The organism is Sulfitobacter sp. M368 (assembly GCF_025141875.1).
Lineage (GTDB): Bacteria > Pseudomonadota > Alphaproteobacteria > Rhodobacterales > Rhodobacteraceae > Sulfitobacter > Sulfitobacter mediterraneus_A.
Map to the genome: position 1 here is coordinate 166,320 of NZ_CP081113.1, position 26,869 is coordinate 193,188.

29 protein-coding genes and 1 pseudogene are annotated in these 26,869 nt (G+C 57.1%); 6 read left to right on the forward strand and 24 right to left on the reverse strand.

All coding sequences use genetic code 11. The annotated features are described in order from the left end of the window. The first annotated feature begins 111 nt into the window (after positions 1-111). The 6 genes from galU to K3754_RS00815 are packed head-to-tail and all read left to right on the forward strand — an operon-like array spanning position 112 to position 7,394. Positions 112-1,005 carry a UTP--glucose-1-phosphate uridylyltransferase GalU gene (gene galU / locus K3754_RS00790; protein WP_025047371.1) on the forward strand — a complete coding sequence of 298 codons (894 nt, stop codon included), beginning with the start codon at positions 112-114 and terminating at the stop codon, positions 1,003-1,005. Between the two features lie 21 nt (positions 1,006-1,026). Continuing rightward, positions 1,027-2,010, forward strand: coding sequence for a UDP-glucose 4-epimerase GalE (gene galE, locus K3754_RS00795; RefSeq protein ID WP_259939993.1), 984 nt, complete (start codon positions 1,027-1,029; stop codon positions 2,008-2,010). Beyond that, positions 1,970-3,208, forward strand: a complete 1,239-nt coding sequence (locus tag K3754_RS00800) for a glycosyltransferase family 1 protein (protein ID WP_259939995.1) — start codon at positions 1,970-1,972, stop codon at positions 3,206-3,208. Before galE ends, K3754_RS00800 begins: the two co-directional genes overlap by 41 nt. A gap of 44 nt (positions 3,209-3,252) precedes the next feature. Continuing rightward, entirely contained in the window at positions 3,253-4,263 is a 1,011-nt protein-coding gene (locus K3754_RS00805; protein WP_203209480.1) for a glycosyltransferase family 2 protein, read from the forward strand. Then, positions 4,260-5,957, forward strand: coding sequence for a beta-1,6-N-acetylglucosaminyltransferase (locus K3754_RS00810; RefSeq protein WP_203209479.1), 1,698 nt, complete (start codon positions 4,260-4,262; stop codon positions 5,955-5,957). Before K3754_RS00805 ends, K3754_RS00810 begins: the two co-directional genes overlap by 4 nt. A gap of 3 nt (positions 5,958-5,960) precedes the next feature. Continuing rightward, on the forward strand, positions 5,961-7,394 hold the full coding sequence (locus K3754_RS00815; protein ID WP_259939998.1) for a sulfotransferase family 2 domain-containing protein: 1,434 nt from the start codon (positions 5,961-5,963) through the stop codon (positions 7,392-7,394). A gap of 7 nt (positions 7,395-7,401) precedes the next feature. Here the strand turns inward: K3754_RS00815 and K3754_RS00820 are convergent, their stop codons facing one another. The 24 genes and pseudogenes from K3754_RS00820 to K3754_RS00935 form a co-directional block, all read right to left on the reverse strand. Next, entirely contained in the window at positions 7,402-7,866 is a 465-nt protein-coding gene (locus K3754_RS00820) for a PTS sugar transporter subunit IIA (protein ID WP_203209477.1), read from the reverse strand. Between the two features lie 42 nt (positions 7,867-7,908). Next, entirely contained in the window at positions 7,909-8,475 is a 567-nt protein-coding gene (gene hpf, locus K3754_RS00825) for a ribosome hibernation-promoting factor, HPF/YfiA family (RefSeq protein WP_203209476.1), read from the reverse strand. 253 nt (positions 8,476-8,728) lie between these two features. Continuing rightward, complete coding sequence (gene lptB / locus K3754_RS00830; protein WP_203209475.1) at positions 8,729-9,487, reverse strand: LPS export ABC transporter ATP-binding protein; 759 nt, start codon at positions 9,485-9,487, stop codon at positions 8,729-8,731. Continuing rightward, a complete protein-coding gene (lptA, locus tag K3754_RS00835) occupies positions 9,487-9,972 on the reverse strand; it encodes a lipopolysaccharide transport periplasmic protein LptA (RefSeq protein ID WP_238936701.1) in 486 nt (161 codons plus the stop codon). The genes lptB and lptA overlap by 1 nt, the downstream gene beginning before the upstream one ends. Before the next feature lie 17 nt (positions 9,973-9,989). Further along, complete coding sequence (gene lptC / locus K3754_RS00840) at positions 9,990-10,595, reverse strand: LPS export ABC transporter periplasmic protein LptC (protein ID WP_259940009.1); 606 nt, start codon at positions 10,593-10,595, stop codon at positions 9,990-9,992. Between the two features lie 5 nt (positions 10,596-10,600). Further along, complete coding sequence (locus tag K3754_RS00845; protein WP_259940012.1) at positions 10,601-11,563, reverse strand: SIS domain-containing protein; 963 nt, start codon at positions 11,561-11,563, stop codon at positions 10,601-10,603. Then, positions 11,560-12,174 carry a ribonuclease D gene (locus K3754_RS00850; RefSeq protein WP_259940014.1) on the reverse strand — a complete coding sequence of 205 codons (615 nt, stop codon included), beginning with the start codon at positions 12,172-12,174 and terminating at the stop codon, positions 11,560-11,562. Before K3754_RS00850 ends, K3754_RS00845 begins: the two co-directional genes overlap by 4 nt. A gap of 55 nt (positions 12,175-12,229) precedes the next feature. Then, entirely contained in the window at positions 12,230-12,568 is a 339-nt protein-coding gene (locus tag K3754_RS00855) for a PaaX family transcriptional regulator C-terminal domain-containing protein (protein WP_259940016.1), read from the reverse strand. Then, positions 12,544-12,945 (reverse strand): hypothetical protein, encoded by a 402-nt coding sequence (locus K3754_RS00860; protein ID WP_259940018.1) that lies wholly within the window; start codon positions 12,943-12,945, stop codon positions 12,544-12,546. The genes K3754_RS00855 and K3754_RS00860 overlap by 25 nt, the downstream gene beginning before the upstream one ends. Positions 12,946-13,007: 62 nt before the next feature. Next, positions 13,008-15,028, reverse strand: a pseudogene (gene paaZ, locus K3754_RS00865) (phenylacetic acid degradation bifunctional protein PaaZ). A 10-nt stretch (positions 15,029-15,038) separates the two neighbouring features. Continuing rightward, positions 15,039-16,103, reverse strand: a complete 1,065-nt coding sequence (locus K3754_RS00870) for a ferredoxin--NADP reductase (protein ID WP_259940020.1) — start codon at positions 16,101-16,103, stop codon at positions 15,039-15,041. 13 nt (positions 16,104-16,116) lie between these two features. Then, entirely contained in the window at positions 16,117-16,584 is a 468-nt protein-coding gene (gene paaD, locus K3754_RS00875) for a 1,2-phenylacetyl-CoA epoxidase subunit PaaD (protein WP_259940022.1), read from the reverse strand. Beyond that, on the reverse strand, positions 16,578-17,300 hold the full coding sequence (gene paaC, locus K3754_RS00880; RefSeq protein WP_259943423.1) for a 1,2-phenylacetyl-CoA epoxidase subunit PaaC: 723 nt from the start codon (positions 17,298-17,300) through the stop codon (positions 16,578-16,580). Before paaC ends, paaD begins: the two co-directional genes overlap by 7 nt. A 29-nt stretch (positions 17,301-17,329) precedes the next feature. Further along, entirely contained in the window at positions 17,330-17,674 is a 345-nt protein-coding gene (paaB, locus tag K3754_RS00885; RefSeq protein ID WP_259940024.1) for a 1,2-phenylacetyl-CoA epoxidase subunit PaaB, read from the reverse strand. A 4-nt stretch (positions 17,675-17,678) separates the two neighbouring features. Further along, positions 17,679-18,671, reverse strand: a complete 993-nt coding sequence (gene paaA / locus K3754_RS00890; RefSeq protein WP_259940026.1) for a 1,2-phenylacetyl-CoA epoxidase subunit PaaA — start codon at positions 18,669-18,671, stop codon at positions 17,679-17,681. 3 nt (positions 18,672-18,674) lie between these two features. Next, positions 18,675-19,877, reverse strand: a complete 1,203-nt coding sequence (gene pcaF, locus K3754_RS00895) for a 3-oxoadipyl-CoA thiolase (RefSeq protein ID WP_259940028.1) — start codon at positions 19,875-19,877, stop codon at positions 18,675-18,677. A gap of 189 nt (positions 19,878-20,066) precedes the next feature. Further along, entirely contained in the window at positions 20,067-20,843 is a 777-nt protein-coding gene (locus K3754_RS00900; protein WP_259940032.1) for an IclR family transcriptional regulator, read from the reverse strand. A gap of 323 nt (positions 20,844-21,166) precedes the next feature. After that, complete coding sequence (locus K3754_RS00905; protein ID WP_259940035.1) at positions 21,167-21,490, reverse strand: 2Fe-2S iron-sulfur cluster-binding protein; 324 nt, start codon at positions 21,488-21,490, stop codon at positions 21,167-21,169. Between the two features lie 38 nt (positions 21,491-21,528). After that, on the reverse strand, positions 21,529-22,308 hold the full coding sequence (locus tag K3754_RS00910; RefSeq protein WP_259940038.1) for an SDR family oxidoreductase: 780 nt from the start codon (positions 22,306-22,308) through the stop codon (positions 21,529-21,531). A gap of 68 nt (positions 22,309-22,376) precedes the next feature. Further along, the gene (locus K3754_RS00915; RefSeq protein WP_203209460.1) at positions 22,377-23,486 is read right to left on the reverse strand and encodes an ABC transporter substrate-binding protein; all 1,110 of its coding nucleotides are present in this window, start codon (positions 23,484-23,486) and stop codon (positions 22,377-22,379) included. Positions 23,487-23,518: 32 nt separating this feature from the next. After that, on the reverse strand, positions 23,519-24,220 hold the full coding sequence (locus K3754_RS00920; protein ID WP_259940040.1) for an ABC transporter ATP-binding protein: 702 nt from the start codon (positions 24,218-24,220) through the stop codon (positions 23,519-23,521). After that, positions 24,207-24,977 carry an ABC transporter ATP-binding protein gene (locus K3754_RS00925; RefSeq protein ID WP_259940042.1) on the reverse strand — a complete coding sequence of 257 codons (771 nt, stop codon included), beginning with the start codon at positions 24,975-24,977 and terminating at the stop codon, positions 24,207-24,209. The genes K3754_RS00920 and K3754_RS00925 overlap by 14 nt, the downstream gene beginning before the upstream one ends. Then, the gene (locus K3754_RS00930; RefSeq protein WP_203209457.1) at positions 24,974-25,858 is read right to left on the reverse strand and encodes a branched-chain amino acid ABC transporter permease; all 885 of its coding nucleotides are present in this window, start codon (positions 25,856-25,858) and stop codon (positions 24,974-24,976) included. The genes K3754_RS00925 and K3754_RS00930 overlap by 4 nt, the downstream gene beginning before the upstream one ends. Then, the gene (locus tag K3754_RS00935; RefSeq protein WP_203209456.1) at positions 25,855-26,745 is read right to left on the reverse strand and encodes a branched-chain amino acid ABC transporter permease; all 891 of its coding nucleotides are present in this window, start codon (positions 26,743-26,745) and stop codon (positions 25,855-25,857) included. Before K3754_RS00935 ends, K3754_RS00930 begins: the two co-directional genes overlap by 4 nt. Positions 26,746-26,869: the final 124 nt, after the last annotated feature.

Sequence of the window (26,869 nt, forward strand, 5' to 3'; positions counted from 1 at the left end):
CGAAAATTGGCTGGATACTGCAATTCCGGCACGGTTTGGCCAAGGTTTGGCCCAAATTTGAGTAAATAATAAGATAGCATAAGCTACGGCAACTGAGCATTAGGAAACGCAATGCGTAAAAAAGTGACAAAAGCAATCTTTCCGGTTGCTGGCATGGGCACCCGGTTTTTGCCGGCGACAAAGTCCGTACCCAAGGAAATTATGACCTTGGTGGATCGCCCTTTGATCCAATACGCGATTGACGAGGCCCGCGCGGCGGGCATCAAGGAATTCATCTTTGTAACCTCGCGTGGCAAAGGCGCGCTTGAGGATTACTTTGATCATGCGCCCCAGCTTGAGCAGGAGTTGCGCAAGAAAAACAAGACAGAGCTGCTTGAAACGCTCAAGAACACCAATATGGAAAGCGGCGCGATTGCCTATATTCGCCAGCACAAGGCGCTTGGCCTTGGTCACGCGGTGTGGTGCGCGCGGCGTCTGATCGGCGATGAACCCTTTGCGGTGATCCTGCCGGATGATGTGATCGCGGCGGATAAGCCATGCTTGCAACAGATGGTCGAAGCCTATGCCGAAACCGGCGGTAACATGGTTGCCGCCATGGAAGTTGAACCTTCCCGCACGTCGTCTTACGGCGTTTTGGACGTGTCAGATGACATGGGTCAGATGGTGAAGGTGAAGGGCATGGTAGAAAAGCCCAAAGCCGAAGACGCGCCATCCAATCTCGCGGTGATTGGGCGATATATTCTGTCCCCAACTGTTTTGCAGAACCTCAATCAGATCAAGTCCGGTTCAGGTGGTGAGATCCAACTGACCGACGCGATTGCCAAGGATATTGAACTGGATCGCAATGTATATGGCTACCGGTTCCGGGGTCAGCGGTTTGACTGCGGATCAAAGTCCGGCTTTCTTCAGGCCACTGTGGCATTTGGCCTGGCCCGCGAAGAATTGCGTGACGATCTGCGCAGTTACCTGCAAAGTGTGATGCAAATCGACAGGGCTGCGCAGTAATATCGCCGGGGGGCTCAAGGCATGAATAAGGTTCTGGTGACCGGTGGCGCGGGCTACATCGGATCACATGCCTGTAAGGCGCTTCGGTCGGCTGGATTTACCCCCGTGACCTTTGATAATCTGATCACCGGATGGCAGGATGCCGTCAAATTCGGCCCGTTTGAACAAGGTGATCTGCTGGACCGCGACGCACTTGATGCGGTTTTTGCGAAACATGAACCCGTCGCCGTGATGCATTTCGCCGCGCTGAGCCAAGTGGGCGAAAGCATGCAACAGCCGGGCCGCTATTGGCACAACAACGTCACCGGATCGATGAATCTGCTTGATGCCGCAGTGCAAGCGGGCTGCAAACAGATCGTTTTTTCCTCAACCTGTGCGACCTATGGCGATCAGGACAATGTCGTGCTGGATGAGAACAGCCCACAAAACCCGATCAATGCCTACGGCGCCTCAAAACGTGCGATCGAGGACATGTTGCGCGATTACGAGGTGGCGCATGGGTTGCGGCATGTGATTTTCCGGTATTTCAATGTCGCAGGCGCCGATCCGGAAGGAGAGGTGGGCGAGTTTCATCAACCCGAGACCCATCTAGTGCCGCTGATGTTGGATGCAATCGCGGGAAAACGGGATGCCCTCACGGTTTTTGGCAGCGATTATGACACCCCTGACGGCACCTGCATCCGTGATTATGTGCATGTGTGCGATCTGGTGGATGCGCATCTGCTTGGCCTGAATTGGCTGTCGGATGGCAAAAACAGCCGGGTCTTCAACCTTGGCACAGGCAAAGGGTTTTCCGTGCGCGAAGTGATAGACCACAGCCGCGAAGTGACCAACCAAACCGTGCCGATTGTCGAAGGGCCGAGGCGGTCGGGGGATTGCACAAAACTGGTGTCAGGATCGCATCGCGCCGAGGTTGAACTGGGGTGGAAACCGCAAAGATCGACCCTCAAACACATGATCTCAGATGCATGGAGATGGCACCAAACCGGCCATTACGACGCCTGATATGGCGCAGGCCCGCCTGCTTGATCTGACGCGCAGTATGCGGCGGGCCGGGCGGGTTGCGACGGGCATTGACCGGGTTGAATTGGCCTATCTCAAACGGTTTCTGCAAGATGATAATCCGGTGTTCGGGCTGGTGCGAACGCCCTTTGGATACCTGTTGTTGGATCGGGCAGGGATGTCCGAATTTTCTGATAAGTTACAAGATGCTATCCCTTGGGGCCAGGCGGATTTTTGGTCCTCTGTCTGGCCGGGACGGGATCCGGTCGTAAGGCAGGCCGAAAGCGATTTGCGGCACCGGGCGGTGGACCGGGCAACGCGGCATCGGTTGCGGGCAATGCTGGCGCGGAACCTGCCGCAGGGATATGCCTATTTCAACATCGGCCACAGCAATATAACCGAACGTGTCCTGCGCAGCGTAAAGCAGAGCGGGGGCGAGGTGCATGCATTGGTGCATGATGTGATCCCGCTTGAATATCCTGGCTATCAACGGCCCGGCACGGTCGTTCCTTTCCGGATCAAAATGCAGCTTTTGCGCGGATATGCCGACCGCTTGATCTACAATTCACAAGACACGCAAAAACGGTGCGAAGAACAGATGCTGGCATGGGGAGTGATCCCGCCCGGTGTGGTTGCGCATCTGGGAGTTGAGAATGTGCAACCTGATCCTGCTGCCGTGCCGTCGACTGCGCTGCCGGATTGTCCGTATTTCATCTGCGTTGGCACCATTGAGCCCCGCAAAAACCATGCATTTCTGCTCGATCTTTGGGATCGGATGGGCACGGACGCGCCACCTTTGCTGATTTGTGGCGCGCGCGGCTGGAACAACGAGGCGGTGTTCAAACGCCTTGATCAAATGCGACCTTTTGGGGTGGTGAGAGAGCTGTCTGGCTTGCCCGATGCTGCCCTCTCTGCCCTGGTTCAGGGCGCCTCAGGGCTGCTTTTCCCCAGCCATGCAGAGGGCTTTGGTTTACCCCCCTTGGAGGCGGCCCAGCTTGGAACGCGTGTTTTATGCAACGATTTACCGGTTTTGCGCGAGATTTTAGGGGATTGGGCCCATTTCATACCTGTTTCCGAGCCCGATTTATGGGTAAGAAACATTAAGAAATGGGAAAAAATACAGCCAAACGCAAAAATCCGGGATGGCATACCGGGGCCGACATGGAATGATCACTTCAAGACCGTGTTAAGGTTAAACTGATACCGCGTTGAAAGAGCTGTAATCCCGAAGGTAGAGGGCGGTTTTTGGGTGTATTCCAGTCATATCGGCTGCGTCTGCAACGTAAGCGGTGGCGCATTCGTGCGATCCGCAAGCGCGGAGAGCTAAAGCGCGTCGCGGACCGGACCAGCCAGATCCGGCCAGATGACCTGCTGTTGTTTTGTACCCAGCGGAACGAGGGTGTACGCCTGCCCTATTTCTTGGACTACTACCGCGAGATGGGCATTGGCCATTTTTTCTTTGTGGACAATGACAGCACGGATGGGTCTGCCGAATATCTGGCCGAACAACCTGATGTTTCAGTCTGGAGCAGCCGCGCCGGGTACAAGCGTGCGCGGTTTGGGATGGATTGGCTCAACTATCTGCTGATGAAATATGCGCATGGGCATTGGGCGCTGACAGTCGATCCTGATGAGTTTCTGGTTTACCCGTTTTGCGATACACGCCCCTTGCGGGCGCTGACCGACTGGCTGGATGCATCCTCTATCAAATCGTTCTCGGCGATGCTGCTGGATATGTATCCCAAGGGGCGGATTGACGAGCAGCCCTACTACGCCGGTCAGAACCCGATTGAGATCGCCTCGTGGTTCGACAGCGGCAACTACACGATGTCGCGTAACCATTTGTTTCATAACCTGTGGATCCAAGGCGGACCGCGGGCGCGGGTGTTCTTCAAGGAGGCGCCGGAAAAGGCACCGGCCCTGAACAAGGTGCCTTTGGTCAAATGGGACAAACGGTATGCCTATGTCAGTTCGACCCATATGTTGCTGCCGCGTGGGCTCAATCAGGTCTATGATGAATGGGGCGGTGAGAAAGCGTCCGGCGCGCTGCTGCATACCAAGTTTATCGATACATTCGGCGCAAAGGCCGAGGAGGAGCTGCAGCGCGGCCAGCATTATGCCGGGTCAGTCGAATACATCGCCTATGCGCAAGAGCTGAGGGAAAACCCGCAGCTTTGGTGCAAGTGGTCAGAGCGGTACATCAACTGGCGGCAGCTTGAGATCCTTGGTCTGATGTCCAAGGGGAACTGGGCATGACCGTCGGGATCGTCATGTTGGTTCATACGGCCCTTGGCCGCGCGGAACAGGTGGCGCGGCATTGGGCCGCTGCGGGCTGTCCTGTGGTGATCCATGTCGACAAAAGCGTTCCGCGAAAGACTTACGAGGGGTTTGTAAAGGCCCTCAGCACGCTCCGCGACATCAGTTTCTGTGGCCGCTATCGTTGTGAATGGGGCACATGGGGCATTGTCGCTGCATCGCAGGCCGCCTCCGAACAAATGTTGGCGCGACATCCGGAGGTGCGGCATGTGTATCTTGCCTCCGGATCGTGCCTGCCGCTGCGCCCGGTGGAGGAGCTGATTGATTATCTCGATGATCGGCCGCACACGGATTTTATCGAAAGCGCGACAACCGCGGATGTGCCCTGGACCGTTGGCGGCTTGGATGCCGAACGTTTTACGTTGCGCTTTCCTGTTTCGTGGAAACGCAACCGCTATCTGTTTGACAAGATCGTGGATATTCAGCGGCGGTTCAAACTGCACCGGGATATGCCCAACGGCATCGTCCCGCACATGGGCTCGCAGTGGTGGTGCCTGTCGCGGCGCACATTGTCGGCGATCCTGCAAGATCCGGAGCGGCCGACCTATGACAAGTTTTTCCGCCATGTCTGGATTCCGGACGAATCCTATTTTCAGACTCTGGCCCGCCAATATGCCACCCGTATCGAAAGCCGATCCCTGACCCTGTCAAAGTTCGATTTTCAGGGCAAACCTCATATTTTCTATGATGATCACCTGCAGTTGCTGCGCCGGTCTGATTGTTTTGTGGCCCGCAAAATCTGGCCTCATGCGGATCGGCTCTATGATGCCTTTCTGACCGATGTTGCCGGCGCTATGAAACGGACGGAGCCGAACCCCGGCAAGATTGACCGGATTTTCTCCAAAGCGGTGGAGCGGCGGACAAGGGGCCGATCCGGCCTTTATATGCAAAGCCGGTTCCCGAACGAAGATTGGGAAAACGGTGTGACCGCTGCACCCTATTCAATGTTCCAAGGCTTTTCAGAATTGTTTGAAGACTTTGAACAATGGCTGAGCAAGGCAACCAACGCCCGCGTGCATGGACATCTGTTCGCCAAGGACCGCGTGCATTACGCCGATGGGCAAACGGCCCTGAACGGCGCTGTGTCAGACAGCGCCACCTTGCGCGACTACAACAGCAAGGCGTTTCTGACCAACCTGATCTGGAACACGCGCGGTGAACGTCAGTGTTTCCAATTTGGGCCAGCAGACAACCAAGAGGTCAATTGGCGCATTGCCAGAGACCCAAACGCGCAAGTGTCGGTGATCACCGGGGCTTGGGCAGTGCCGCTGTTTAGGTCCAACCTCGATTTTGCCGAGATCCGCCGCATTGCGGCCGGTCTGCAAAAGATCGAAAGCGACCACATGGATATTCTCCGGTCCCCCCACACCAAGGCGCGAGTTCGGATCTGGACGATGGCGGAGTTTATCGAAGCACCGATGGAGCCGCTCCAGGGTATTCTTGATGAGATCGGGCGCACCAACCTGCGGCGGCTGGCCGAAGCGCCCAAGATGGTGGATCTGGCAGGCTTTGGTCAATTCCTGCAAAACCTCAAGAACCAGGGTATGCATCCTTATCTGATGGGGGATTTCCCGGTGGAACGGAATGTATCTGAGCCTGCCAAAACCCCCCGCAAACCCTATTTGGTACGGTAAATCATGGCGCAGCGGTTTCACAGTTTTGTTGTTTTTGCAGAGATGCGCACGGGGTCGAATTTTCTTGAAACCAACCTGAATGCCTTTGACAGCATCCGTTGTCATGGGGAGGCATTCAACCCGCATTTTCTGGGCTATCCATCCAATGACCCTATCCTTGGCGTTGATCTGGCGACCCGCGAGGCCGATCCGTTGGTTCTGGTCGATGCAATCCAGAATGATCCCTCTGGCATCGGCGGGTTTCGGTATTTTCATGATCACGATCCGCGGGTGTTTGACCATATCATCGCGGATGAGGGCTGCGCCAAGATTGTCCTGACCCGCAATCCGGTCGAAAGCTATGTAAGCTGGAAAATTGCGCAGGCCACGGGGCAGTGGAAGCTGACCGATGTCAAAGCCCGCAAGTCCGGGCAGGCGGTGTTTGATGCAGATGAGTTTGAGCGCCATCTTGATGCGCTACAACAGTTTCAGATTACCTTGCTGAACCGTTTGCAGGTTACGGGGCAGACGGCTTTCTACGTCGCTTATGAAGACCTGCAAAGCGTCGATGTGATGAACGGAATCGCCCGGTTCCTTGGCGTCGATGAAACCCTCGATGGGTTGGACACCAGCCTGAAAAAGCAAAACCCAAGTCCGATATCGTCCAAGGTACGCAACTATGAGGATATGTTGGTCAGCCTTGCTGGGATGGACCGGTTTGACCTGACCCGAACCCCAAATTTTGAGCCGCGCCGCGGGCCGAATGTGCCGTCCTATGTCGCGGCAGCAGAGGCGCCGTTGCTGTATATGCCGCTGCGCAGTGGGCTGCAGGATCGGGTGATGCGCTGGTTGGCGGCGGTGGATGATGTGGCGGAGGCGGATCTGCTCACCAAGATGAATCAAAAAGAATTACGTCAGTGGAAACGTGGACATCCGGGGCATCGCAGCTTTACCGTGCTGCGCCATCCGGCGGCGCGTGCCCATGATGCATTTTGCCGGCATATTCTTGGCACGGGTCCGGGTAGCTACAAACAACTGCGCACGACGATGATCAAACGCTACAATCTGCCGTTGCCAGAGGATGGGCCGGATGCCAGCTATGATAAACCTGCCCATCGTGCAGCCTTTGCGGCGTTTCTGAGCTTTCTCAAGGCCAATCTGGCAGGGCAAACCGCGATCCGTGTTGATCCGGCATGGTGTACGCAATCACAAGCACTGGCCGGATTTGCAGAATTGTGCCCGCCAGACCGCATCATCCGCGAAGAGACGCTTGAACAGGAATTGGCAGAATTGGCCCAGGCGGCGGGTGTTGGTTCCGTTCCGCCGCTGAGCGAAGGTCAAGTGGATCAGCCCTATTCTCTGGCCGAAGTTTATGACGACGAGATCGAGGCGTTGGCGGCGGATGCCTACCATCGTGACTATGTCATGTTCGGGTTTTCGCGATGGGCTCAGGGGTGATCAGCGATCACGCCGCCTGGACAGAATTCTCTTCGGTCAGAATTGTATAAAGCGTCGCGGCGTCAGGGTTGGACCGCAGTTTGCTGCACACCGAGTTGTCGCGCAATGTGCGTGAGACAAGCGCCAACGCCTTGAGATGTTCAACACCGGCATCTTCTGGGGCGAACAGTGCAAAGGCGATATCAACAGGTTGCCGATCAACAGAGGAAAAATCGATCGGCTTGTCCAAAAGAACAAAGGCGCCGACCACCTCGTTCAAGCCATCCAACCGGGCATGGGGCAGGGCAACACCGTGCCCCACACCTGTTGGTCCAAGAGATTCGCGTGCGATCAATGCCTCCACAACACGGCCTGCGTCCATGCCATAGGCTCCGCTGACCAAATCGCCGATGTCCTGCATCAGCCGTTTTTTACTTGAGGCCGAGGTCAGCACTTTGACTGCCTCGGGTTTCAATAGTGTTGCAAACTGCATCAATACGCTCTGCTCTGATGGCGGGACGTTTCTTGTCGATCCTTACGAAGGATCAATCCAGCCGATGTTTCCGTCGTCGCGGCGGTAAACCACGTTGATTCTGTCTTCACCTTCTTTGCGAAACACCAACACTGGGGCGCCTGCCAGTTCCATTTGCATCACCGCTTCGCCGACAGACAAGTTTGCAATCTTGGTCTGCATTTCGGCTACGATCATGGGTTGGAGTGTTTCAGGTTCCTGCGCGTCTGAGTCGCTTTCCGAGGCGAGGATATAGGAGGATGCGCCGTAAAGTTCAACAGGCTCTGCCCGGTCTTTATGGTGATCCTTGAGACGCCGTTTGTAACGCCTCAGCTGTTTCTCCATTTTTTCATTGCAGGCGTCGAATGCCCCGTAGATTTCGTTGTGTGACGCCTTGGCAGATGCGGTGAGGCCCGTGGATAAGTGGACCGTTGCTTCGCAGACAAATTCGTGACCGGACTTTGAGAAAATAACCTGTGCATCCGTCGGACGCTCTGCATATTTCTTGACCGCTTCACCCAGTTCTTCTTTGACGTGGGTTTGAAGCGCGTCGCCGATATCGATCTGTTTGCCGCTGATTTGGTACCGCATACTCTCTCCTTATTATATGTGTCATCGGGCATCACAAAACGGACCACGGGCGTGGTCTGTTGAGGGTGCCTAGATGCGGGAAACCGGCCTTGCGTACAGCTTGATCTTGTTCGAGCCTTGGCGATAAGGCCGATGCAAAATCAAACAGGAACGCAGTGTTGCCATGACTTGATCATCGCAAATACCAGCGCGGGAAGTCAATCAAAAGCCGCCCCAATTTTGGCGGAAATACTCTCAATGCCTTAAGGAATTTTTAAGAGATGCGGAAATTGTCGCCAAGATAAACGCGGCGCACATTCTCGTTCTGGACGACCTCGTCGGGCGTGCCGGACATCAAAACGCGACCCTCGTGCAAGATATAGGCGCGGTCCACAATTTCCAGTGTTTCCCTCACGTTATGGTCTGTCACGAGCACCCCGATACCGCGGTTCTTGAGGTCCGCCACCAGGTGACGAATATCCCCGACAGAGATCGGATCAACCCCGGCAAAAGGTTCATCAAGCAGCAGATATTTGGGATCCGCCGCCAGGCAGCGGGCAATCTCCACACGGCGCCTTTCGCCCCCTGAAAGCGCCAATGCGGGCGCACGGCGCAGGTGTTCGATGGAAAATTCTGACAGCAATTCCTCAAGCCGTTCGCGGCGCTGGTGTTTGTGTGGCTGCGAAATATCGAGAATCGCCGAGATGTTGTCTTGCACGGACAGCCCGCGAAAAATGCTCATTTCCTGCGGCAGATACCCGATCCCCAATTGGGCGCGGCGGTACATCGGCAATGTTGTGACGTCACGTCCATCTACAGTGACGGTTCCACCTTCGGGCGTGACGAGGCCGGCAACCGAATAAAACGTGGTGGTTTTACCGGACCCGTTTGGCCCAAGAAGCGCAACAACCTCGCCCCGATCCAAGTGCATGGAGAAATCACGGATCACGATCTTTTTACGGTAGGATTTGCGCAGATGCTCGATCCGCAACCCGCGATTGCCATCCGCCACTGTCAGTTCAGGCGCGCTCATCAGTCGTCGCCGCCCTGTTGGATGATGGTCTTCACCCGGCCGGACATCTGCGCGGTGCCATCGTCAAGGCGGATGTTCATCCGGTCCGCGCTCAGGGCATTTGGCCCCTGATCCAACAGGACATTCCCGGTCATCACGATGGTGCCGTCGTCAATGTTATAATCGGCACGCTCTGCCTCTGCAGCGTCCGGTCCAGAGACCAGCGTCACGCCGCCAGTTGCCTCCAGCCGTGCAATACCTTTGTTTTCAGCGCGATAGACAACCAGAACACGCGGTGCTGACAGCCGCATCTCACCCTGTCCGATCAGTACATTTCCGGTGAAAATGGCGATACCGGTTTGCTGATCCACAGACAGGTTGTCTGCGGTCACCTCAACAGGTTGGCCGGTGTCCTGGCGGATTGTGCCAAAGGCAACGTTGGTGCCCTGAGCCAAAGCCGGCAGTGTTTGAACCGCCAGAAACAAGGAAAGCAGGAAAATTCGCATAACAAACACTTCGATTACTATTCATCGCCTTTTGGGGTGTATACCAGCTTCACGCCATTTGTGAAAACCAATTGGGCAGGCCCGCCCTCTGTCTCGGAGGTGAGGGTCATGCTGCCTGCGTTCAAGGTGCCAATTGGGCCGGTTGCATCGACCGGACCGGGGGATTTGAGATTCAGGCCCGTCATCCGCGCCGAAAGCAGGTCACTTTCGATGCGGTATCCCGTGGAGGTGGTGACAAGCACATCTCCTTCGAGATCAACATTGTCCTTCGCCAGATTAAAGTAGCCCTCAGCAGCATCGAGGGTGATCTGTGTCCCGCCTGCAAGATCAATCTCGACATCCACATTTCGCGCGCGGTTCACCCCGCGTTCGGCGTTTGAGGTGGTCAGTGATTGTGCAGAAAAGGCGATCTCGTCCCCATCCGCAGTGGTGCCTGTGTAGAATGGCCCGGTGACTTGCTGTCCCTTCAGACGGTCCTGAATTTCCTTGTCTGCAAAGGGAATCACGGCCTCTGGGTCGATCACCCGCGACAACAGGAACAACGTCGACAAAAGCGCCAGCGCCATAAGCGGAAACACAACCTTGAGCCAGGACACCAGCCGGGTATAGCGGTCCGCTTGCATGGGGGTTAACCCAGACCGACGCGCAAACAATCGTGGATGTGCAGCAATCCAACGGGAACATCAGGTGTCTTGGGATCGACCACCAGAAGGCAGGTGATCTTGCGATCATTCATCACGCCCACAGCTTTCTCCGCCAATGCGCCGGGGTCAATTGTCACGGGGGAGGCTGTCATCACATCGCGGGCAGTCAGGTTCAGAAGGCCATCCATATGGCGGCTCAAATCGCCGTTGGTGATGATCCCCAACAGTTTGCCATCCGCATCCGTCACACCGGTCACGCCAAAGCCTTTGCCACTGATTTCGATCAGTGCATCCGACATCTTGGCGTCTTCTTCGACAAGGGGAATCGCCGCGCCGCTGTGCATCAGATCCGCCACACGGCTGAGGCGCGCGCCCAATTTTCCGCCGGGGTGGAAGTCACGGAAATGTTCGGCGGTGAAATCACGGTTTTCCATCAGGGCCACAGCCAGCGCATCGCCCATCGCGAGGGTCATGGTGGTGGATGATGTGGGCACAACGCCCGTGCCGCAGGCCTCGCCGATTTGAGGCAGAAGCAGCAATACGTCACTTTGACTGCCAAGGCTGCTTTCGGGGCGACTGGTCAAGCCGATCAGCGGAATGCCAAAGCGGCGGGAGTAGGCGATCAAATTGCCCAGTTCGGGCGCTTCGCCGGAGTTGGATATCGCCAAAACCACATCTTCGCCAGTGATCATGCCGAGATCGCCATGGCTCGCCTCGGCGGGATGCACAAATTGCGCCGGTGTTCCGGTGCTGGCGAGGGTTGCTGCGATCTTGTTGGCGATGTGGCCAGACTTCCCGATACCTGTGACGATGACGCGCCCCTTGGTGGCTTTCATCAAGTCGATCGCGTCGCGAAACCGGTCGTCCAAACTGTCTGCCAGCGTGATCAGCGCCTCCGCCTCTGCCCGGATCACCCGGCGGGCCGTATCAAGAAAGGGTGTGGTCATGCGTGTGCAAAAATGTCCGTTTCGGGCCAGCCTTCGAGATCCAGTTGAGCCCGCATAGGCAGAAAGTCAAAGCAAGCCTGCGCAATTTCTGTCCTTCCCTCTCGGGCAAGACGTTTGTCCAGCTCATCGCGCAAGCGGTGCAGGTACAACACATCAGAGGCCGCATAGTCGATCTGCGCCTGGGTAAGCTCTTCACTGCCCCAGTCACTGGATTGTTGCTGTTTGGAGATGTCGATTTGCAACAGCTCCTGCAGAAGTTTGGCCAGTCCGTGACGGTCTGTGTAGGTGCGGATCAGACGGCTGGCGATCTTTGTGCAATAAACGGGTGCGGTTTTTGCGCCAAAGGCATTCAGCATGGCGGCGATATCAAACCGGCCAAAGTGAAACAGCTTGAGCACATCGGGGTTTTCCAAAAGCGCACAGAGGTTCGGCGCTTCGGTCTGGCCTTTGGCAACCTGTACCAGATGGGCGTTTCCGTCGCCGCCAGACAGCTGCACAACGCACAGACGGTCGCGGTGCGGGTTCAGGCCCATGGTTTCACAATCGATGGCGACCACCGGACCCAGATCCAGGTCATCCGGCAAGTCATTCTGATAGAGATAATTTGTCATGCCACATCCTATACCGTGGTTACAAGGCGGGCGAAAGCGCGGGATTTCGCCCTGCTCAGGCAGCGGCGGCTTGCTGCGCGATGCGGCTGAGGTCGGGTCTTGGAAACCGATCAAGGAGTGAGGCCACCATCCGGTGACAGGCATGGCCGGGCCAGTCTTCGGGCAACAGGGCTTGGGGCAGCGGCGGGTGACGCAGTACCAGCCGTCGCCAATTGTGCACGACCAAACAGCGCAAGACCGCCACTTCGATCTGGGACAGATCAGGCATTTGATCCAGTTTTGTTTCCAAATCGGTCAGCGTCTGCAGCAACTGTTGGTAATCCTCTCGCAGATCGTCGGGCGGCCTCTTTACGGAGCCAATCCGGAACGTCAGTTCCAGGCAGTGCCAATGCATCCGCCGGCGGCTTCGCGGATTGCGGCCCGATATAGGTGCGCGTGGTGATGGCGGCGAAACCGCGGGCTGTCATATCTGCGCTGGCGTCTGCGTCGCTGGGTGGCATCAGGACCAACTGCCAATCCGGGGTCTCCGATCCGGGGCGGGCATAGATGCGGGGGCTGGCGATCGCTTTCGCGGCGGCCTTTGTCCGTCAGGCTGTGCTGGCGAATACGCCCCGATTTCTCTGACGTAACCCAACCGTCATTGCGCAGCCGGTGCAGCGCGACGCGCACGGCCTCTGGCTTTATATGTTGCCGCGCCATGATGGCCGACAGAACCGGCCCGTCGATCCGATCACCTGCCCCTTGGGCCAAATCGCCAAAGAGACTGATCATCAAGGACCAAACGCGCTGCCCCGCCCAAGGCACGCAGCGCGGCTGTGTTCTTTGAAAACGGATCAGTAGGCATTCATGGTCAACAGCTCGTATTCTGCCACTGCCTCGTCGTTTTGGTTGGTCAGGGTCACATGCCAGCGCACTTCGCCGTAGTCCTCATTGCGGGGGGTCTTATGCTTTACGCTCAACCGTACCTTAATGCTGTCCCCCGCTTCAACCGGAGCCATGAACCGCAGATTGTCCAAACCCGTGTTGGCCAGAACCGGGCCGGGGTCAGGCTGCACAAAGGCCAGCAGCAAAACTCAGCAGCAGATAGCCATGGGCAACACGACCGGGGAAGAACGGATTTGCCTTTGCGGCGGCATCGTCCATATGGGCATAGAAGGTATCGCCGGTGAAATGGGCAAAGGTTTCGATGTCTTCCAACGTCACTTCGCGACTTCCAGAATGGAAAGTCTCGCCCAGATCCAGATCGTTGAATGTTCGGGTGAACGGATGTGCACGGTCGGTGATCTCGGTTGCGCCCGGCACCCATTGTTTGCCAATCGCGGTCAGGATGTCGGGACTGCCCTGTACGGCGGTGCGTTGCATGTAATGCATCACGCCGCGAATGCCGCCCAGTTCCTCGCCGCCGCCGGCACGGCCCGGTCCACCGTGCACCATATGCGGCAATGGCGATCCGTGGCCCGTGGCCTCGGCCATGGAGGCGCGGTTGTTGAAATAAAGCCGCCCGTGAAATGCCGCCGCGCCCAGAACCATCTCGCGGGCCACTTCGCCATCATTGGTGATCACAGAGGCCACAAGCGACCCTTTGCCCTTGTTCAGAAGGTCGATGGCGTTGTTTAGATCGCGGTACGGCATGATTGTTGAAACAGGACCAAAGGCCTCGGTGTCATGCACGCGCTCGGCCTCATCAGGCGCAGCGCAATGGAACAACATGGGCGGCACAAAGGCACCTTTTTCCTTGTCGGCACCCACAACTTCAAAGTTGTCAGGATCGCCAAAACCCGCTCCGCCTCGGCGCCAATCAATGCGGCTTTCTCAAGCACATCGCGTTTCTGCCCCGCTGACACCAAGGCACCCATCTGCGTGGCCTCAAGCCGTGGGTCACCGATGGTGGTTTTGGCAAGGCGCTCAGACAGGGCCGTGATCACTGCGTCAATCTGCGCCTCTGGCACCATAATGCGCCGGATTGCGGTACATTTCTGCCCCGCCTTCGCGGTCATTTCGCGCTGCACTTCTTTGACGAAAAGATCAAACTCGGGCGTGCCGGGAACGGCGTCGGGGCCTAGCACGGAGGCATTAAGGCTGTCCTGCTCAGAGGCAAAGCGAACGGAGTTTTCCACCAGAACAGGATTGCCGCGCAGCTTGAGCGCGGTTTGTGCCGATCCGGTGAAAGCTACGGCATCCTGACAGTCAAGATGTCCAGCATATCGCCCAATCCGCCGCTGACCAATTGCAGCGCGCCCTCTGGCAACAGACCGGAGGCCAGCATCATGCGTACGCAAGCCTCGGTTACGTAACATGTCGCAGTCGCCGGCTTCACAATCGCGGGCACACCGGCCAGCAGCGTTGGCGCAAGTTTCTCCAACATGCCCCAGACCGGAAATTGAACGCATTGATGTGCACAGCAACGCCTTGCAGCGGGGTACAGACATGGCGGCCCCAGAATTGCCCGTCGCGGCCAAGCTGCTCGGGTGGGCCGTCCAGATAGACATGCGCATCGGGCATTTCGCGCCGCCCCTTCGAGGCAAACACCATCATCGTGCCGATGCCGCCGTCCACGTCAATCTTGTGATCGCTCAGCGTCGCGCCGGTGTCATAGCTCAGATCATAAAGCGTCTGACGTTGCTCTCGCAGATAGAGCGCAACCGCTTTGAGCATGCGGGCGCGGTCATGGAACGTCATTTTGCGCAGGGCAGGGCCGCCAACGTGGCGGGCATAGCCCAGCATCGCTTGCACATCCAAGGCATCGTTGCCCGCCTGCGCGATAACATCGCCGGTGATGGCGGATGCAATATTTTCGTGCACCGACACCGGGCGAGACCCATTGACCGGCGGCAAAGCTTTCGACGTTGCGCATGTTTTGTTCCTTAGTGAGTGTCGTAATCGATGACGAGTTTGTCCGTGAGTGGATAGGACTGACAGGACAGCGCCATGCCGCGTTCCACCTCGTAATCCTCAAGCGCGTGGTTGGAGAGCATTTCAACATCTCCCTCCACCACTTTGCAGATGCAGGTGGAACATACGCCAGCCTTGCAGGCAAAAGGTGCATCCAGGTTGTTCTCCAGCGCAGCCTCAAGCACGGATTGGCCCTTTTGCATGGTAAAGCTGCGCTGGGCACCCTCCATGATAAAGGTCACTTCGGTGCCGGCCTGACCTTCGCTGCGCTTGGCCATTTCCTTTTTGGCAAGCTGCCCTTGCTGGCTTTCGCTGAAGAGTTCGAATTTGATCTGATCAGGCTCTAATCCGTGGGATTTCAGCGCATCCGAGATCGCCAGCATCATCGGCTCAGGGCCGCAGATGAACGCTGTATCAACGGATTTGACGTCGATCCAATGTTTGAAGAGCTGGGCGCATTTGTCCTGATCTACACGTCCGGTGAACAGGTCGATATCCTGCCCGGATTCCAGCATGTGGATCACATTGAATCGGCCCATGAAGTGGTTCTTGAGATCCTCAAGCTCCTCGCGGAACATGATCGTGTTTACGGCACGGTTTGCATAGACCAGCGTGAAGGTGGATTTGGGCTCTCGCATCAGAACAGTTTTGAGGATCGACAGCACCGGCGTGATGCCGGATCCACCTGCGAAACCGAGGTAGTTCTTGCCAATATCAGGCTCTATTGCTGTAAAAAACTTGCCCTGCGGCGGCATGGCGTGCAGGCGGTCACCGACCTTGAGTTCTGTATTGGCAAAGGTTGAGAAGGCACCGCCGTCCACACGTTTGATTCCCACCTGCAACTTGCCATCGTCCAGACCCGCGCAGATGGAATAGTTGCGACGCAACTCGGTGCCGTTGAAATCCTGCTTGAATGTCAGGTACTGCCCTTGGGTGAAATCAAAGGCATCGGGGTTGTCTGGCTCCAGTGTCAAAACCACCGCGTCGCGGATCGTATGGTGGATATCAGTCACTGTTAAAGGATGAAACTGGCTCATGATACGCTAGGCCTCATATGCATTTGAAATAATCGAAAGGCTCAAGGCAGCTTTGACAGCGCCACTGTGCCTTGCAGGGGGTTGAGCCAAACTGGCTGATGCGTTCGACTTCGGTGGATTTACAGCGCGGGCAATGTTGTGGACCACCTGCGGGTCGGGGCGGGGCAATGCCGTATTCTTCCAACTTTGCCTTGCCGCTTTCGGACAGCCAATCGGTTGTCCATGCAGGCGACAATTGCCTTTTTAGAGACAAATTTTTGATCCCCTTGTCCCGCAGCGCGGCTTCGATATCCAGATTGATAATGCTGGTGGCGGGGCAGCCTGAATAGGTCGGGGTGACCGTTACCTCAAGCGTATCGCCTTGCCACTGCACATCACGGATGATGCCCAGATCGGTCAGGGAAATGACGGGGATCTCCGGATCAGGAACGGCAGAGAGCCAATTCCAAACAGTCTCTAATGTTGGCTTTTCCTCTACCATGTCGCGTCTGGATAGGCCCGTTGCAGCCACTGCATTTCGGTCAGCATGTGACCCAGATGTTCTGTGTGCCGCACACCGGTCTTGCCCCCTTGATGGGCAAAGTCACTGTCTGGTCGGGTCAGCGTGGCCTCTGCCAGAACGGCGTTTACCGCAGTGTCATAACCTTCTCGAAGACTGGTTGGATCGGGGACGATGCCTTTCTCAGACAAGGCTTGATCCACTGCATCAGAGGCGAACAATTCGCCGACATAGGGCCACAACCGGTCAAGCGCCTTTTGCATACGCTGATGACTTTCCTCGGTGCCGTCACCAAGGCCGATCACCGTGTCACCCGACCGCTCAACATGATAAGTGACCTCTTTCACGGCCTTTTCTGCAATCGCTGCGATTTCCGCGTTGCTGGACCTCATCAACGCCTTGAGCTGGAGCAGATGCCAGGCGTCAAACAGATATTGGCGCATCATGGTTTGACCAAAGTCGCCGTTTGGCTGTTCTGCCAACAGAACATTGCGGAAATCCCAAACGTCACGGCGGAAGGCCAAGGCATCGGCGTCACGGCCTTTGCCTTCCACTTCGCCAGCGAGACCAAGCCAGAGCTGGGTTTGGCCAATCAGATCTAGGGCGGTATTGGCCAGCGCGATGTCCTCTTCTAGAACCGGCGCAACGCCGCACCATTCAGAAACGCGATGACTGAGAACGAGGGTGTTGTCCCCCATCCGGCAGAGGTATTCAAACAATGGATCAGTCACATCGCACCTACTTCTTCTGGAATGTCAAAAAATGTCGGGTGGCGATAGACCTTTGCGTTGGATGGCTCATAAAGCGATCCTTTTTCCTCGGGGGAGGATGCGGCGATATGGTCCGCCTCGACGGCCCAGATGCTGACGCCTTCGTTTCGGCGGGTGTAGACATCGCGGGCGTTCTTGATCGCCATCTCGGCGTCCGGGGCGTGCAGACTGCCAACGTGACGATGGCTTAACCCGTGTTGCCCGCGAATGAAAATTTCCCAAAGGGGCCATTCGTTGTGACGCGCAGGGCCATGATCTGCGGCTTCGGTGCCTGTGTAGGGGCTGGTTTCTGGGCTGCTCATGATCTTACTCCGCTGCGAGATGTGTTGCTTTTTTCTTGGCGGCATGGGCCAACAGGCCTTCGCGCACCCAACGTCCTTCATCCCAGGCTTTGTTGCGGGCTTCCAGACGTTCGACATTGCAGGGGCCGTTGCCCTTGAGCACGTCAAAGAATTCGTTCCAGTCCGGCTGGCTAAAGTCCCAATGGCCGGTCTCTTCGTTGAACTTCAGATCGTCATCAGGAACCGTCAGGCCAAGGTAGTGTGCCTGCGGTACAGTCTGATCGACAAACTTCTGGCGCAGCTCATCGTTGGTATTCACCTTAATTTTCCAGGCCATGGATTGCGCGGAATGCACGGATTCAGCGTCGGAGGGGCCGAACATCATCAGCGATGGATACCAGAACCGGTTGAGCGCATCCTGCGCCATTCTGCGCTGTGCTTCGGTGCCTTGGGCCATCTTCATCATTATGTCGTAGCCCTGACGCTGGTGGAAAGATTCCTCTTTGCAGATCCGGACCATCGCGCGGGCGTAGGGGCCATAAGATGTCCGTTGTAGAGGCACCTGATTCATGATCGCCGCACCATCGACGAGCCAACCGACTGCGCCCATATCAGCCCATGTTAGGGTCGGATAATTGAAGATCGACGAATATTTCATCTTGCCGGACAGCAGATCACGGGTCAGCTGATCGCGGCTGACCCCGAGGGTTTCAGCTGCACAATAAAGGTAGAGACCATGCCCTGCTTCATCCTGCACTTTGGCCAGCAGGATCGCCTTGCGTTCCAATGTCGGTGCGCGGGTGATCCAGTTGCCTTCGGGCAGTTGCCCAACGATTTCGGAGTGCGCATGTTGGCCTATTTGGCGGATTAGGGTCTTGCGATAGCCATCTGGCATCCAATCCTTTGGCTCAATCTTTCCACCTGCATTGATCCGCTCCTGAAAGGCGCGCTCATCCGGGTCCATGTCTTCGAGGGATTTAACCCCCTCGCCGGTCGACTTGATCATCTGTGCATACATCGTTCAGGTCCTCTCAAGAATAAGGGCAACACCCTGGCCCACGCCCACACACATGGTGCAAAGCGCATAGCGGCCTTGGGTTCGTTTCAGTTGCAGTGCGGCGGTCATCACCAGACGGGCGCCGGACATGCCAAGTGGATGGCCGATGGCGATGGCGCCGCCGTTGGCATTCACATGCGGCGCATCGTCCGGCACACCCAAGGCCCGCAGTGTGGCAATGCCTTGACTGGCGAATGCTTCGTTCAATTCAATCACGTCCATCTGGTCGATGGTCAGCCCAGCGCGGTCCAGCACCTTTTGGCAGGCAGGGATTGGGCCGATGCCCATCACGCGCGGTTCTACCCCGGCGGCAGACATGGCAACGACACGCGCGATCGGTGTTAGGTTGTGTTCTTTGGCTGCTTGTTCAGAGGCAATGAGCATCGCAGCCGCACCGTCATTCACACCGGAGGCATTGCCTGCGGTCACGGAAAGATCCGGCCCATTGATGCCACGCAGTTTGCCCAGCTTCTCGGCGGTGGTGCCGGGGCGCGGATGTTCGTCGCGGTCCACGACAATGTCATCGCCCTTGCGCTGCGGAATGGTGACTGGCGTGATTTCTTCGGTAAAGATACCGGCGGCGTCCGCTGCGGCCCATCTTTCCTGACTGCGCTGGGCAAAGGCGTCTTGATCGGCGCGGCTTACGTCATGGTCTTGGGCAACGTTGTCAGCGGTTTGCGGCATGGAATCGACGCCAAACTGCGCTTTCATCTTCGGGTTAACGAAGCGCCAGCCGATGGTGGTGTCATAGACCGCATTTGCACGGGAAAAAGCGGTTTCGGCCTTGGGCATGACAAAAGGTGCCCGCGTCATGCTTTCCACGCCGCCGGCGATGGCCAGATCCATGTCACCTGCACGGATGGCGCGGGCGGCGGTGCCAACAGCGTCCATACCAGAGGCGCAGAGCCGGTTTATCGTGGCGCCGGGCACATCAACGGGCAAACCTGCCAGAAGGGATGCCATACGCGCCACATTCCGGTTGTCTTCGCCGGCCTGATTGGCACAGCCGTAAATTACATCGTCGATTTTGGCCCAATCCACCTGTGGATTGCGGGCCATCAATGCCGCGATCGGTACAGCCGCCAGATCATCCGCCCTGACAGAAGCCAAAGCCCCGCCAAACCGACCGATAGGCGTACGTTGCGCGTCACAGATAAATGCCTGCATGAATCACTCCCTTTGACGGGTAAGCCTAGGTGATCCGATTCAGCCAAACAAGAAAAATGTTACGAAGTTTCGGAACGGGGAGTTTATTGGTAACGCTTTGAGCGCAAGAAGATCAGATGCAGCGGTGGCCGCACTGGCGGTTTACGGTTTATTTTGTTTGGGTTGTGGGCCAAAACCCGATCAATCGGATCAGGTCAAAAGCTCTTCGAGGCGATGAGCGCCTGCGCGCAATATCTCGATGAAACCGATCAAATCATCCAGATCGTGGCGTTGAATTGGGGCATGAATGGACAATGTCGTCAGCAACCGGCCCTGTGTGTCACAAATCGGGGCGGCAATGGCGGCCATGCCTTCCATAAATTCCTGATTGTCGGTGGAATATCCACGCTCGCGGATCTTGGCGATATCCTCCAACAGATGATCGGGATCGACGATAGAACTGGGTGTCTTTTGTTCCAGCGGCATGGATTGCAGCAACCGCCGCAGTTTGTCTTGCCGCATGGACGACAGGTACATCTTACCGCTTGCCGTGCAATGGAACGGAACCCGCGTGCCAACAGGCAGCTGGATGCGCAGGGGCCAGTGGGTTTCGACCCGGTCCAGATAGACCATTCCGTAACGTCCGGGCGCGGCCAGATTGCAGGTTTCACCGACATCCTCTGCAAGCTTCTTGAGCACGATCAACCGTTCGGTGCGCACCCGTTGGGATGACAGCGTGTTGGCAGACAAGACCCGGAGCCGCGCACCAGGGCCAAAGGACCGGCCATCAAGATCGCGTTGCAGGAAACCCTCTTCTTCGGCGGTTGCCAAGAGCCGGTGGATCGTCGGCTTGGGCAGATCCAATGCGGCGCTTAATGCTCGTGGTGAAACCGGCGCACCTTCTTTTGCAATTTGCTCTAGAATCAATAACAGACGCAAATTGGTTGGGATCTGTCCTTTGGTGCCGTCTGACTGGTCGCTGGGCATTGGTTTCCTTTATCCTTCTGAGAGGAGCCATAGGGCAAGGTCTGGTGTCAGAGCAACCACAATCCAGGCCGCTCTGGGCGATGTCAAATACATCGAGGAATAGCGCAACAGTCTGAACGACCACACGCCCAGAATGCCGGAGGCAGCATCGAGGCCAAGGGCCATGGGGCGCGTGAGACATCTGCCAAAGGTTCCCTCATGCGCCCTTGAGCGACAGCACCCAGCATCCCTACCAGCTTTGCAATCAATGGGAGCGTGGCCGCGATATGAAAAATCAACTGAGCGCTATTTAAGCCGCGCTGGGGAGTGTTGTCGCCCTACGGTCAGGCCTGCTTTTCCGGCATGAACACCTTCAATCCCTCCAACGCATCGCTGACTTTCAGCTGGCACGTCAGGCGAGAGCGCTCGCTGTCCAGTTCATAGGCAAAATCCAGCATGTCGTCTTCCATTTCGTCACGCGGGGGCAGCTTGTCGATCCAGGGTGTATCGACATAGACGTGACATGTGGAACAGGCGCAGGCACCGCCACAGTCAGCTTCAATGCCGGGAATGTTATTGTCGCGTGCGCCTTCCATGACGGTGTTGCCTACGGGCACGTCGACCACGTGTTCCTGCCCGGTAAATTCTACATAGGTGATCTTGACCATTATGCCCTCGGAAATTGGAAAGATTGAAAAAGACGGGATCAGAAGGCCGCGCGGTGCAGGCCTCCGTCGATCAGAATATTCTGACCGGTGAGGTACCCGGCGTCAGCCGAACACAGGAACGCGCAGGTTTGCGCAAACTCCCGTGGCCTGCCGAAACGTGCGGCGGGCACCTGTTGTTGCCATTGCTGCGCGGCGCTTTCAGGCGTGGTGCCCGACTTTGCAGCAGTGGCATCGAAACCTTGGCGCAGGCGTTCGGTATCGAAATACCCTGGCAGCAATTGGTTGATCGTGACATTGCGATGAGCGACGGTACGGGCGACACCTGCGACGAAACCCGTCAACCCGGCACGTGCGCCGCTGGACAGGTCCAGCCCCGCAACCGGCATTTTTACGGTCACCGAAGTGATATTGACGATGCGGCCAAATCCACGCTCGACCATGCCGTCGATCACTTTCTGGATCAGTGTGATCGGAGTGACCATGTTCATTTCAAGACCGCGGCGGATGTCATCGCGGTCAAGATCGGCCAACGCGGTGAAGGGCGGACCACCATTGTTGTTGATCAGAATATCGGGGGCCGGGCACGCCTTCAGCAGGGCCGCCTGGCCCTCATCGGTGCAGATATCGGCCGCGACAGGCGTCACACGGCCCTCGGCATGGGCCTCGATTGCGGCGGCGGCGGCATCCAGCTTGGCCGCGTCGCGGCCGTTGATGACCACGTTCACTCCGGCTTCGGCCAGGGCAAGCGCACAAGCATGACCAAGCCCCTGGCTTGATCCACACACGATCGCTGTTTTACCTGAAATACCCAGATCCATGACGGTATAGTCCTATTGAAAAAGGGCGCATGGCCATGCCGGCAATGCGCCCCATTGTGTTTGACAGATTATGGTTTGACCCATTCCCCGTCTTTCAACTGCATAACGATCCCACCCATGGACGGGACGCGGTTTTCGTCAAAGCTGAGTTTGCCTTGACCCATCACGACCGGCAGATCCTTGGTGGCGGCCATCGCGTCGCGCAGGGTCTCGCGGTTGACGTCATCTCCGGCATTGCGGATGGCGTTCGCGACCGTTTGCATCATCGTATAGCCGGTTGCCGCCCACAGATCTGGCGCTGTGCCATAGGCCGCCTCGTATTCCGTTGCAAAGGCGGCGGCGCTGTCCGATCCGGTGGATACAAAGCTGGCCGGGAACAACATCCCGTCAACTGCCGATCCACCTGCATCGATCAACTTTTTCGACCCGGCACCGGAATCCCCGGCCAGAATGGTATCCGGATCAAGGCCGGCTTGGCGCGCTTGAATAATGATGTTTGCGGCCTGTTCGGGCGGCGTTGTCACGAAAAGGCAATCGGGTTCTGCAGATACGATCTTGGTCGACAGAGCAGTGAAATCCGTGTCGGCGGCCAGAATGCTTTGGTCCGCAAGGATTTCGATCCCGTTGGCTTCCATGATGTCGCGGAACACGTTGCGCTGGCGGATGTAGCCCTCGTTGTCCCGGATGGAGACAAGGAAGCAGCCATTGGGTTTCAGGCTCGCCACATGTTCGGCGACCGGAGCCATATAGGCATCAGCCGTTTCTGTGGATTTGAAGATATATGGCCCGATTTCCAGCACCGCAGGAGATGTCGCGGTTGTAAACATCGGGATCTTCAGATCGTTTGCGACCGGGCCTGTGGCCATGGCTTCGGATGTTGCGATGGGGCCGATCACGATGTCGGCGTTTTCTGCTTCGGCCATCCGGGTGATCAGGGAAATCGCTTCCTGTTTGTCCGAACGGTTGTCTTCATAAAGAATCTCGACGTTGTGCCCGCCCCAACCTTCACCGGCATTGATTTGCTCAGCGGCAAGTTTCATTCCGTTGACCAGTGGCACGCCGACAAAGGCATAGGTGGCGGTTTCGGATACAACCACCCCGACCTTCACGTCGTCCGCTGACGCTGCCGAAGCAAGCGCAATTGCGCTGACCGCGGTCATTTTGCTGATGTATTTCATTGTCTTCTCCCTGTTGTGTTTTTGTTTTCGGGTCATTGCCCAAGATAAAGTGCAGCGACTTCCGGATCTTTTGCCAGATCGGCGCTGTTTCCGGATCTGACGATATTGCCTTGATCCAGCACATAGGCCCTGTCCGAGCTGGCCAGCGCGAGATGGGCGTTTTGTTCGACCAAAAGGATGGTGAGCCCTTGCTGTTTGAGCGCGGCAAGGGCGTCAAAGACCTGGGCGATAATGACAGGGGCGAGACCCAAGCTGGGTTCATCCAGAAGCAGCACTTTGGGCCCGCCCATCAAGGCGCGGCCGATGACCAGCATCTGTTGCTGTCCGCCTGAAAGCGATCCTGCATGCTGGTTCTGGCGTTCCTTCAAGATGGGGAAGAGGTCGAAAACCTGTTCCTGGCCAAAGTCCGGCGAGCGGCCCGCAAGTGCGTTTTGCCCGACCAGAAGGTTCTCCTGCACCGTCATTTCCGGAAAGACCTGCCGTCCTTCGGGCACCTGCAACATACCTGCGCCGGTTACCTTCCAGGGGGCGGCTCCTGTCAGATCCTGCCCGGCAAGGCTGATCTTGCCGGTATCGATTGCGACAAGCCCTGACAGCGCGTTCAGCAGACTAGATTTTCCCGCGCCATTGGCCCCGATCAGCGCCACAGTTTCACCTGCACCCACTTCAAGAGACACCCCGCGAAGGGCTTGAATACCGCTGTAATTGACCCGCAGATCTTCAATCTTCAGCATGGGCGCCTCCAAGATAGGCCGAGATCACAGCTGGATCTTTCAACACGTCTGCGGGTTTGCCTTCGGCAATCAGGCGTCCGCCATCCAGAACATAAACCTTGTGGCAAAGCCGACTGACAAACCTGACGTTATGTTCAATCAACAACGCGCCCTTCCCTTGTTCAGCAAAGCCTGTGAAAATCTCGGCCAGCGCATCACTTTCAACATCGTTCATGCCCGCGATTGGCTCATCCAGCAGGATGAATTCAGGATCCGAAGCGATTGCGCGGGCCATCTCGACCTTGCGTTGGTGGCCGTAGGACAGGCCTGACACGGGAAAGTCGGCCAGATCGTCCAACCCGAATTCAGTCAGGAGGCCCGCCGCCTTTTCGCGCAGGGCCGCTGTTTCCTTTGCCGAGGCTGGCAGTCCGAGCAGCGCCGCGAAGGTTGAGGCGGTTTCATGCCGGTGAAAGCCGATCATCACGTTGTCCAAAACGCTGGCCTCGCCCAGAAGGCGGATATTCTGGAACGTGCGCGCCAGCCCGGCCCGGCAAATCTCATGGGCCGGTGCATGGGTGATGTCCGTATCGCCCACATGGATGGTTCCGCCACTGACAGGCAGCATGCCCGTGATCATATTGACGATTGTTGTCTTGCCCGCGCCATTGGGGCCAATCAATCCGGTGATCTGCCCGGCAGGCACCTCGATATTGACATCCTCCGAGGCGACGACCCCGCCGAAGCGTTTGGACAGGTTGGATAGCTTGAGCGTTCTCATGAGGCTGCCCCCCCTTTGTCTTGTCCGGACCCTGCGGTGCCGAGCCTGCGGGCTTTGATCCAGTCGATCCATGTGTCCACAATGCCCTTGGGCAGGTAGTTGATGACGACGATCAGGATAATTCCGTGCATGATCATGCGGTTTTCTGCCAGTGGCCGGGCGATTTCGGGCAACAGGATCAGGATCGCAGTGCCGATGATCGGCCCCCAGACAGAATTGCGTCCGCCGAGGATGACATAGCTCAAAAGCGTGATCAGCAGGTGGAACCCGAACTGGTTGGGGTCAAGCGCGTAGGAATGATAGGCTTCCAACCCGCCAAACAGGCCTGCAAGTGCCCCGGACAGCGCAAAGGCCAATGCCTGATACCATGTGATGGATACGCCAAGGGATGCGGCCACGGCCTCATCCTGGCGGATGGCGCTAAAGGCCCGTCCCACCCGGCCACGTTCGAGGGACCAGATCAGATAGATTGTCCCCAATGCGGCAAGGAGCAAGGTACCGGTGCCGACGGTTTTGGGAATGCCGTTCAGACCCATGGCGCCGCCGGTCAGGGAGTCGGAGTAGATGTTCAGTGACAGGACGATCTGGATAAAGGCCACAGTGGCAATCGCCTGGTAGACACCGCGCAGCCGTGCCAACGGGATCGACAGGACAAGCCCGGCGAGCATCCCCGCCAGCAATCCAGCGCCCAACCCCAACACCGGATGGAGACCCGCGCTCACCGCAAGGATGCCTGCGGTATAGGCTCCGATCCCGGCAAAGGCTGCAGAAGCCAGCGAGAAGACCCCGGCGCGCAGGACGATGTATTGGCTAAAGGCCATGCCCAGATGCAGCAGATATAAATCGAAAAGGGGCAGATAGCCCGCGACGAACCCATTCATCGGCGTTGCCTCAGATTGCCAGCGTCTTCCTTGCCCATCAGCCCATGTGGCCGCACCAACAAGATCAGGAAAAGCGCTGCGAAGATGATTGTATCGGTGAGTCCCGATGGCAGGTACGCAATGGTGAGTGTCTGAACCATGCCAAAGATGATGGATGCCAAGAGCGCACCGGGGATCGACCCCAGACCGCCCAGAATAATGATGGCAAAGCCAAACATGAGGTATGGCTCGCCCATCACGAAGTTGATCGAGTTAAAGGCGAGGCCAACCAGTACACCGGCCGCCCCGGCCAGAGCACCCGCGAGGAAATAGGTCTGCATGAAAATCATGTTGGGGTTGATCCCCATCAGCAGTGCTGCGCGTTCATTGTCGGTGACAGCGCGCACCCGCCGTCCAAAGGAGGTGCGGTAGACAAAATAGGCCAACACGATAACCAGCACGAGAGCGCCCAGCAGCATGAACAGTTGCAACGCAGAGACCCGCAGCCCCCAGAATTTGAAAATAATCACGGGGAAGGTTTCGAACGGAAAACGTAAAACCTGTGTGTTGGAGACCTGTTGCGCAATGGTGCTGATCACCAGCCCGGCCCCGATTGAGGAAATGATGCCTCCGAATTCTTCGTCGCCCGTCTTGCGCAAACGCCGGAAGCAAACGAATTCGACCAGGACAGATAGCAAACCCGACGCGAGAATGGCCAGGATCATTGCCAGCCACAGCGGGCCACCAGCGGCCACAACGTAGTAGGCGACCATTGCGCCCGTCATGAAGATCGCGCCATGGGCGAGGTTCAGAATGCGCTGAATGCCAAAAACCAGCGTGAACCCTAACGCAAAAAGCGCATAGACCCCGCTGACGACCAGCCCGTTCAACAGCTGCTGCGCCAACATCAGAGTGTCTCCTTGGCACCGCGGCCTGCCTGGGTAGTGAGGGTGGTTTGATCTGTCACGCGGCGCTCCCTGCCTTGTGGTACTGATTCATGTTCGAGCATCATTATATTGCATACAATTTTAT

Excerpts from the sequence above, each read along its gene's own strand:
- K3754_RS00870 (WP_259940020.1), bottom strand. The coding sequence starts at position 16,103 with ATGAGCCAGTTTCATCCTTTAACAGTGACTGATATCCACCATACGATC.
- lptA (WP_238936701.1), bottom strand. The coding sequence starts at position 9,972 with ATGCGAATTTTCCTGCTTTCCTTGTTTCTGGCGGTTCAAACACTGCCG.
- paaB (WP_259940024.1), bottom strand. The coding sequence starts at position 17,674 with ATGAGCAGCCCAGAAACCAGCCCCTACACAGGCACCGAAGCCGCAGAT.
- K3754_RS00820 (WP_203209477.1), bottom strand. The coding sequence starts at position 7,866 with ATGCAGTTTGCAACACTATTGAAACCCGAGGCAGTCAAAGTGCTGACC.
- hpf (WP_203209476.1), bottom strand. The coding sequence starts at position 8,475 with ATGCGGTACCAAATCAGCGGCAAACAGATCGATATCGGCGACGCGCTT.
- K3754_RS00850 (WP_259940014.1), bottom strand. The coding sequence starts at position 12,174 with ATGACAAATTATCTCTATCAGAATGACTTGCCGGATGACCTGGATCTG.
- K3754_RS00925 (WP_259940042.1), bottom strand. The coding sequence starts at position 24,977 with ATGAGAACGCTCAAGCTATCCAACCTGTCCAAACGCTTCGGCGGGGTC.
- K3754_RS00860 (WP_259940018.1), bottom strand. The coding sequence starts at position 12,945 with ATGATCAGTCTCTTTGGCGATTTGGCCCAAGGGGCAGGTGATCGGATC.
- K3754_RS00930 (WP_203209457.1), bottom strand. The coding sequence starts at position 25,858 with ATGAATGGGTTCGTCGCGGGCTATCTGCCCCTTTTCGATTTATATCTG.
- K3754_RS00905 (WP_259940035.1), bottom strand. The coding sequence starts at position 21,490 with ATGGTCAAGATCACCTATGTAGAATTTACCGGGCAGGAACACGTGGTC.
- K3754_RS00810 (WP_203209479.1), top strand. The coding sequence starts at position 4,260 with ATGACCGTCGGGATCGTCATGTTGGTTCATACGGCCCTTGGCCGCGCG.
- K3754_RS00920 (WP_259940040.1), bottom strand. The coding sequence starts at position 24,220 with ATGCTGAAGATTGAAGATCTGCGGGTCAATTACAGCGGTATTCAAGCC.
- paaC (WP_259943423.1), bottom strand. The coding sequence starts at position 17,300 with ATGGGGGACAACACCCTCGTTCTCAGTCATCGCGTTTCTGAATGGTGC.
- K3754_RS00845 (WP_259940012.1), bottom strand. The coding sequence starts at position 11,563 with ATGACCACACCCTTTCTTGATACGGCCCGCCGGGTGATCCGGGCAGAG.
- paaD (WP_259940022.1), bottom strand. The coding sequence starts at position 16,584 with ATGGTAGAGGAAAAGCCAACATTAGAGACTGTTTGGAATTGGCTCTCT.
- K3754_RS00900 (WP_259940032.1), bottom strand. The coding sequence starts at position 20,843 with ATGCCCAGCGACCAGTCAGACGGCACCAAAGGACAGATCCCAACCAAT.
- pcaF (WP_259940028.1), bottom strand. The coding sequence starts at position 19,877 with ATGCAGGCATTTATCTGTGACGCGCAACGTACGCCTATCGGTCGGTTT.
- galE (WP_259939993.1), top strand. The coding sequence starts at position 1,027 with ATGAATAAGGTTCTGGTGACCGGTGGCGCGGGCTACATCGGATCACAT.
- K3754_RS00855 (WP_259940016.1), bottom strand. The coding sequence starts at position 12,568 with ATGCATTGGCACTGCCTGGAACTGACGTTCCGGATTGGCTCCGTAAAG.
- K3754_RS00815 (WP_259939998.1), top strand. The coding sequence starts at position 5,961 with ATGGCGCAGCGGTTTCACAGTTTTGTTGTTTTTGCAGAGATGCGCACG.
- lptC (WP_259940009.1), bottom strand. The coding sequence starts at position 10,595 with ATGCAAGCGGACCGCTATACCCGGCTGGTGTCCTGGCTCAAGGTTGTG.
- galU (WP_025047371.1), top strand. The coding sequence starts at position 112 with ATGCGTAAAAAAGTGACAAAAGCAATCTTTCCGGTTGCTGGCATGGGC.
- lptB (WP_203209475.1), bottom strand. The coding sequence starts at position 9,487 with ATGAGCGCGCCTGAACTGACAGTGGCGGATGGCAATCGCGGGTTGCGG.
- K3754_RS00935 (WP_203209456.1), bottom strand. The coding sequence starts at position 26,745 with ATGTTGGCGCAGCAGCTGTTGAACGGGCTGGTCGTCAGCGGGGTCTAT.
- K3754_RS00800 (WP_259939995.1), top strand. The coding sequence starts at position 1,970 with ATGCATGGAGATGGCACCAAACCGGCCATTACGACGCCTGATATGGCG.
- K3754_RS00910 (WP_259940038.1), bottom strand. The coding sequence starts at position 22,308 with ATGGATCTGGGTATTTCAGGTAAAACAGCGATCGTGTGTGGATCAAGC.
- paaA (WP_259940026.1), bottom strand. The coding sequence starts at position 18,671 with ATGTATGCACAGATGATCAAGTCGACCGGCGAGGGGGTTAAATCCCTC.
- K3754_RS00915 (WP_203209460.1), bottom strand. The coding sequence starts at position 23,486 with ATGAAATACATCAGCAAAATGACCGCGGTCAGCGCAATTGCGCTTGCT.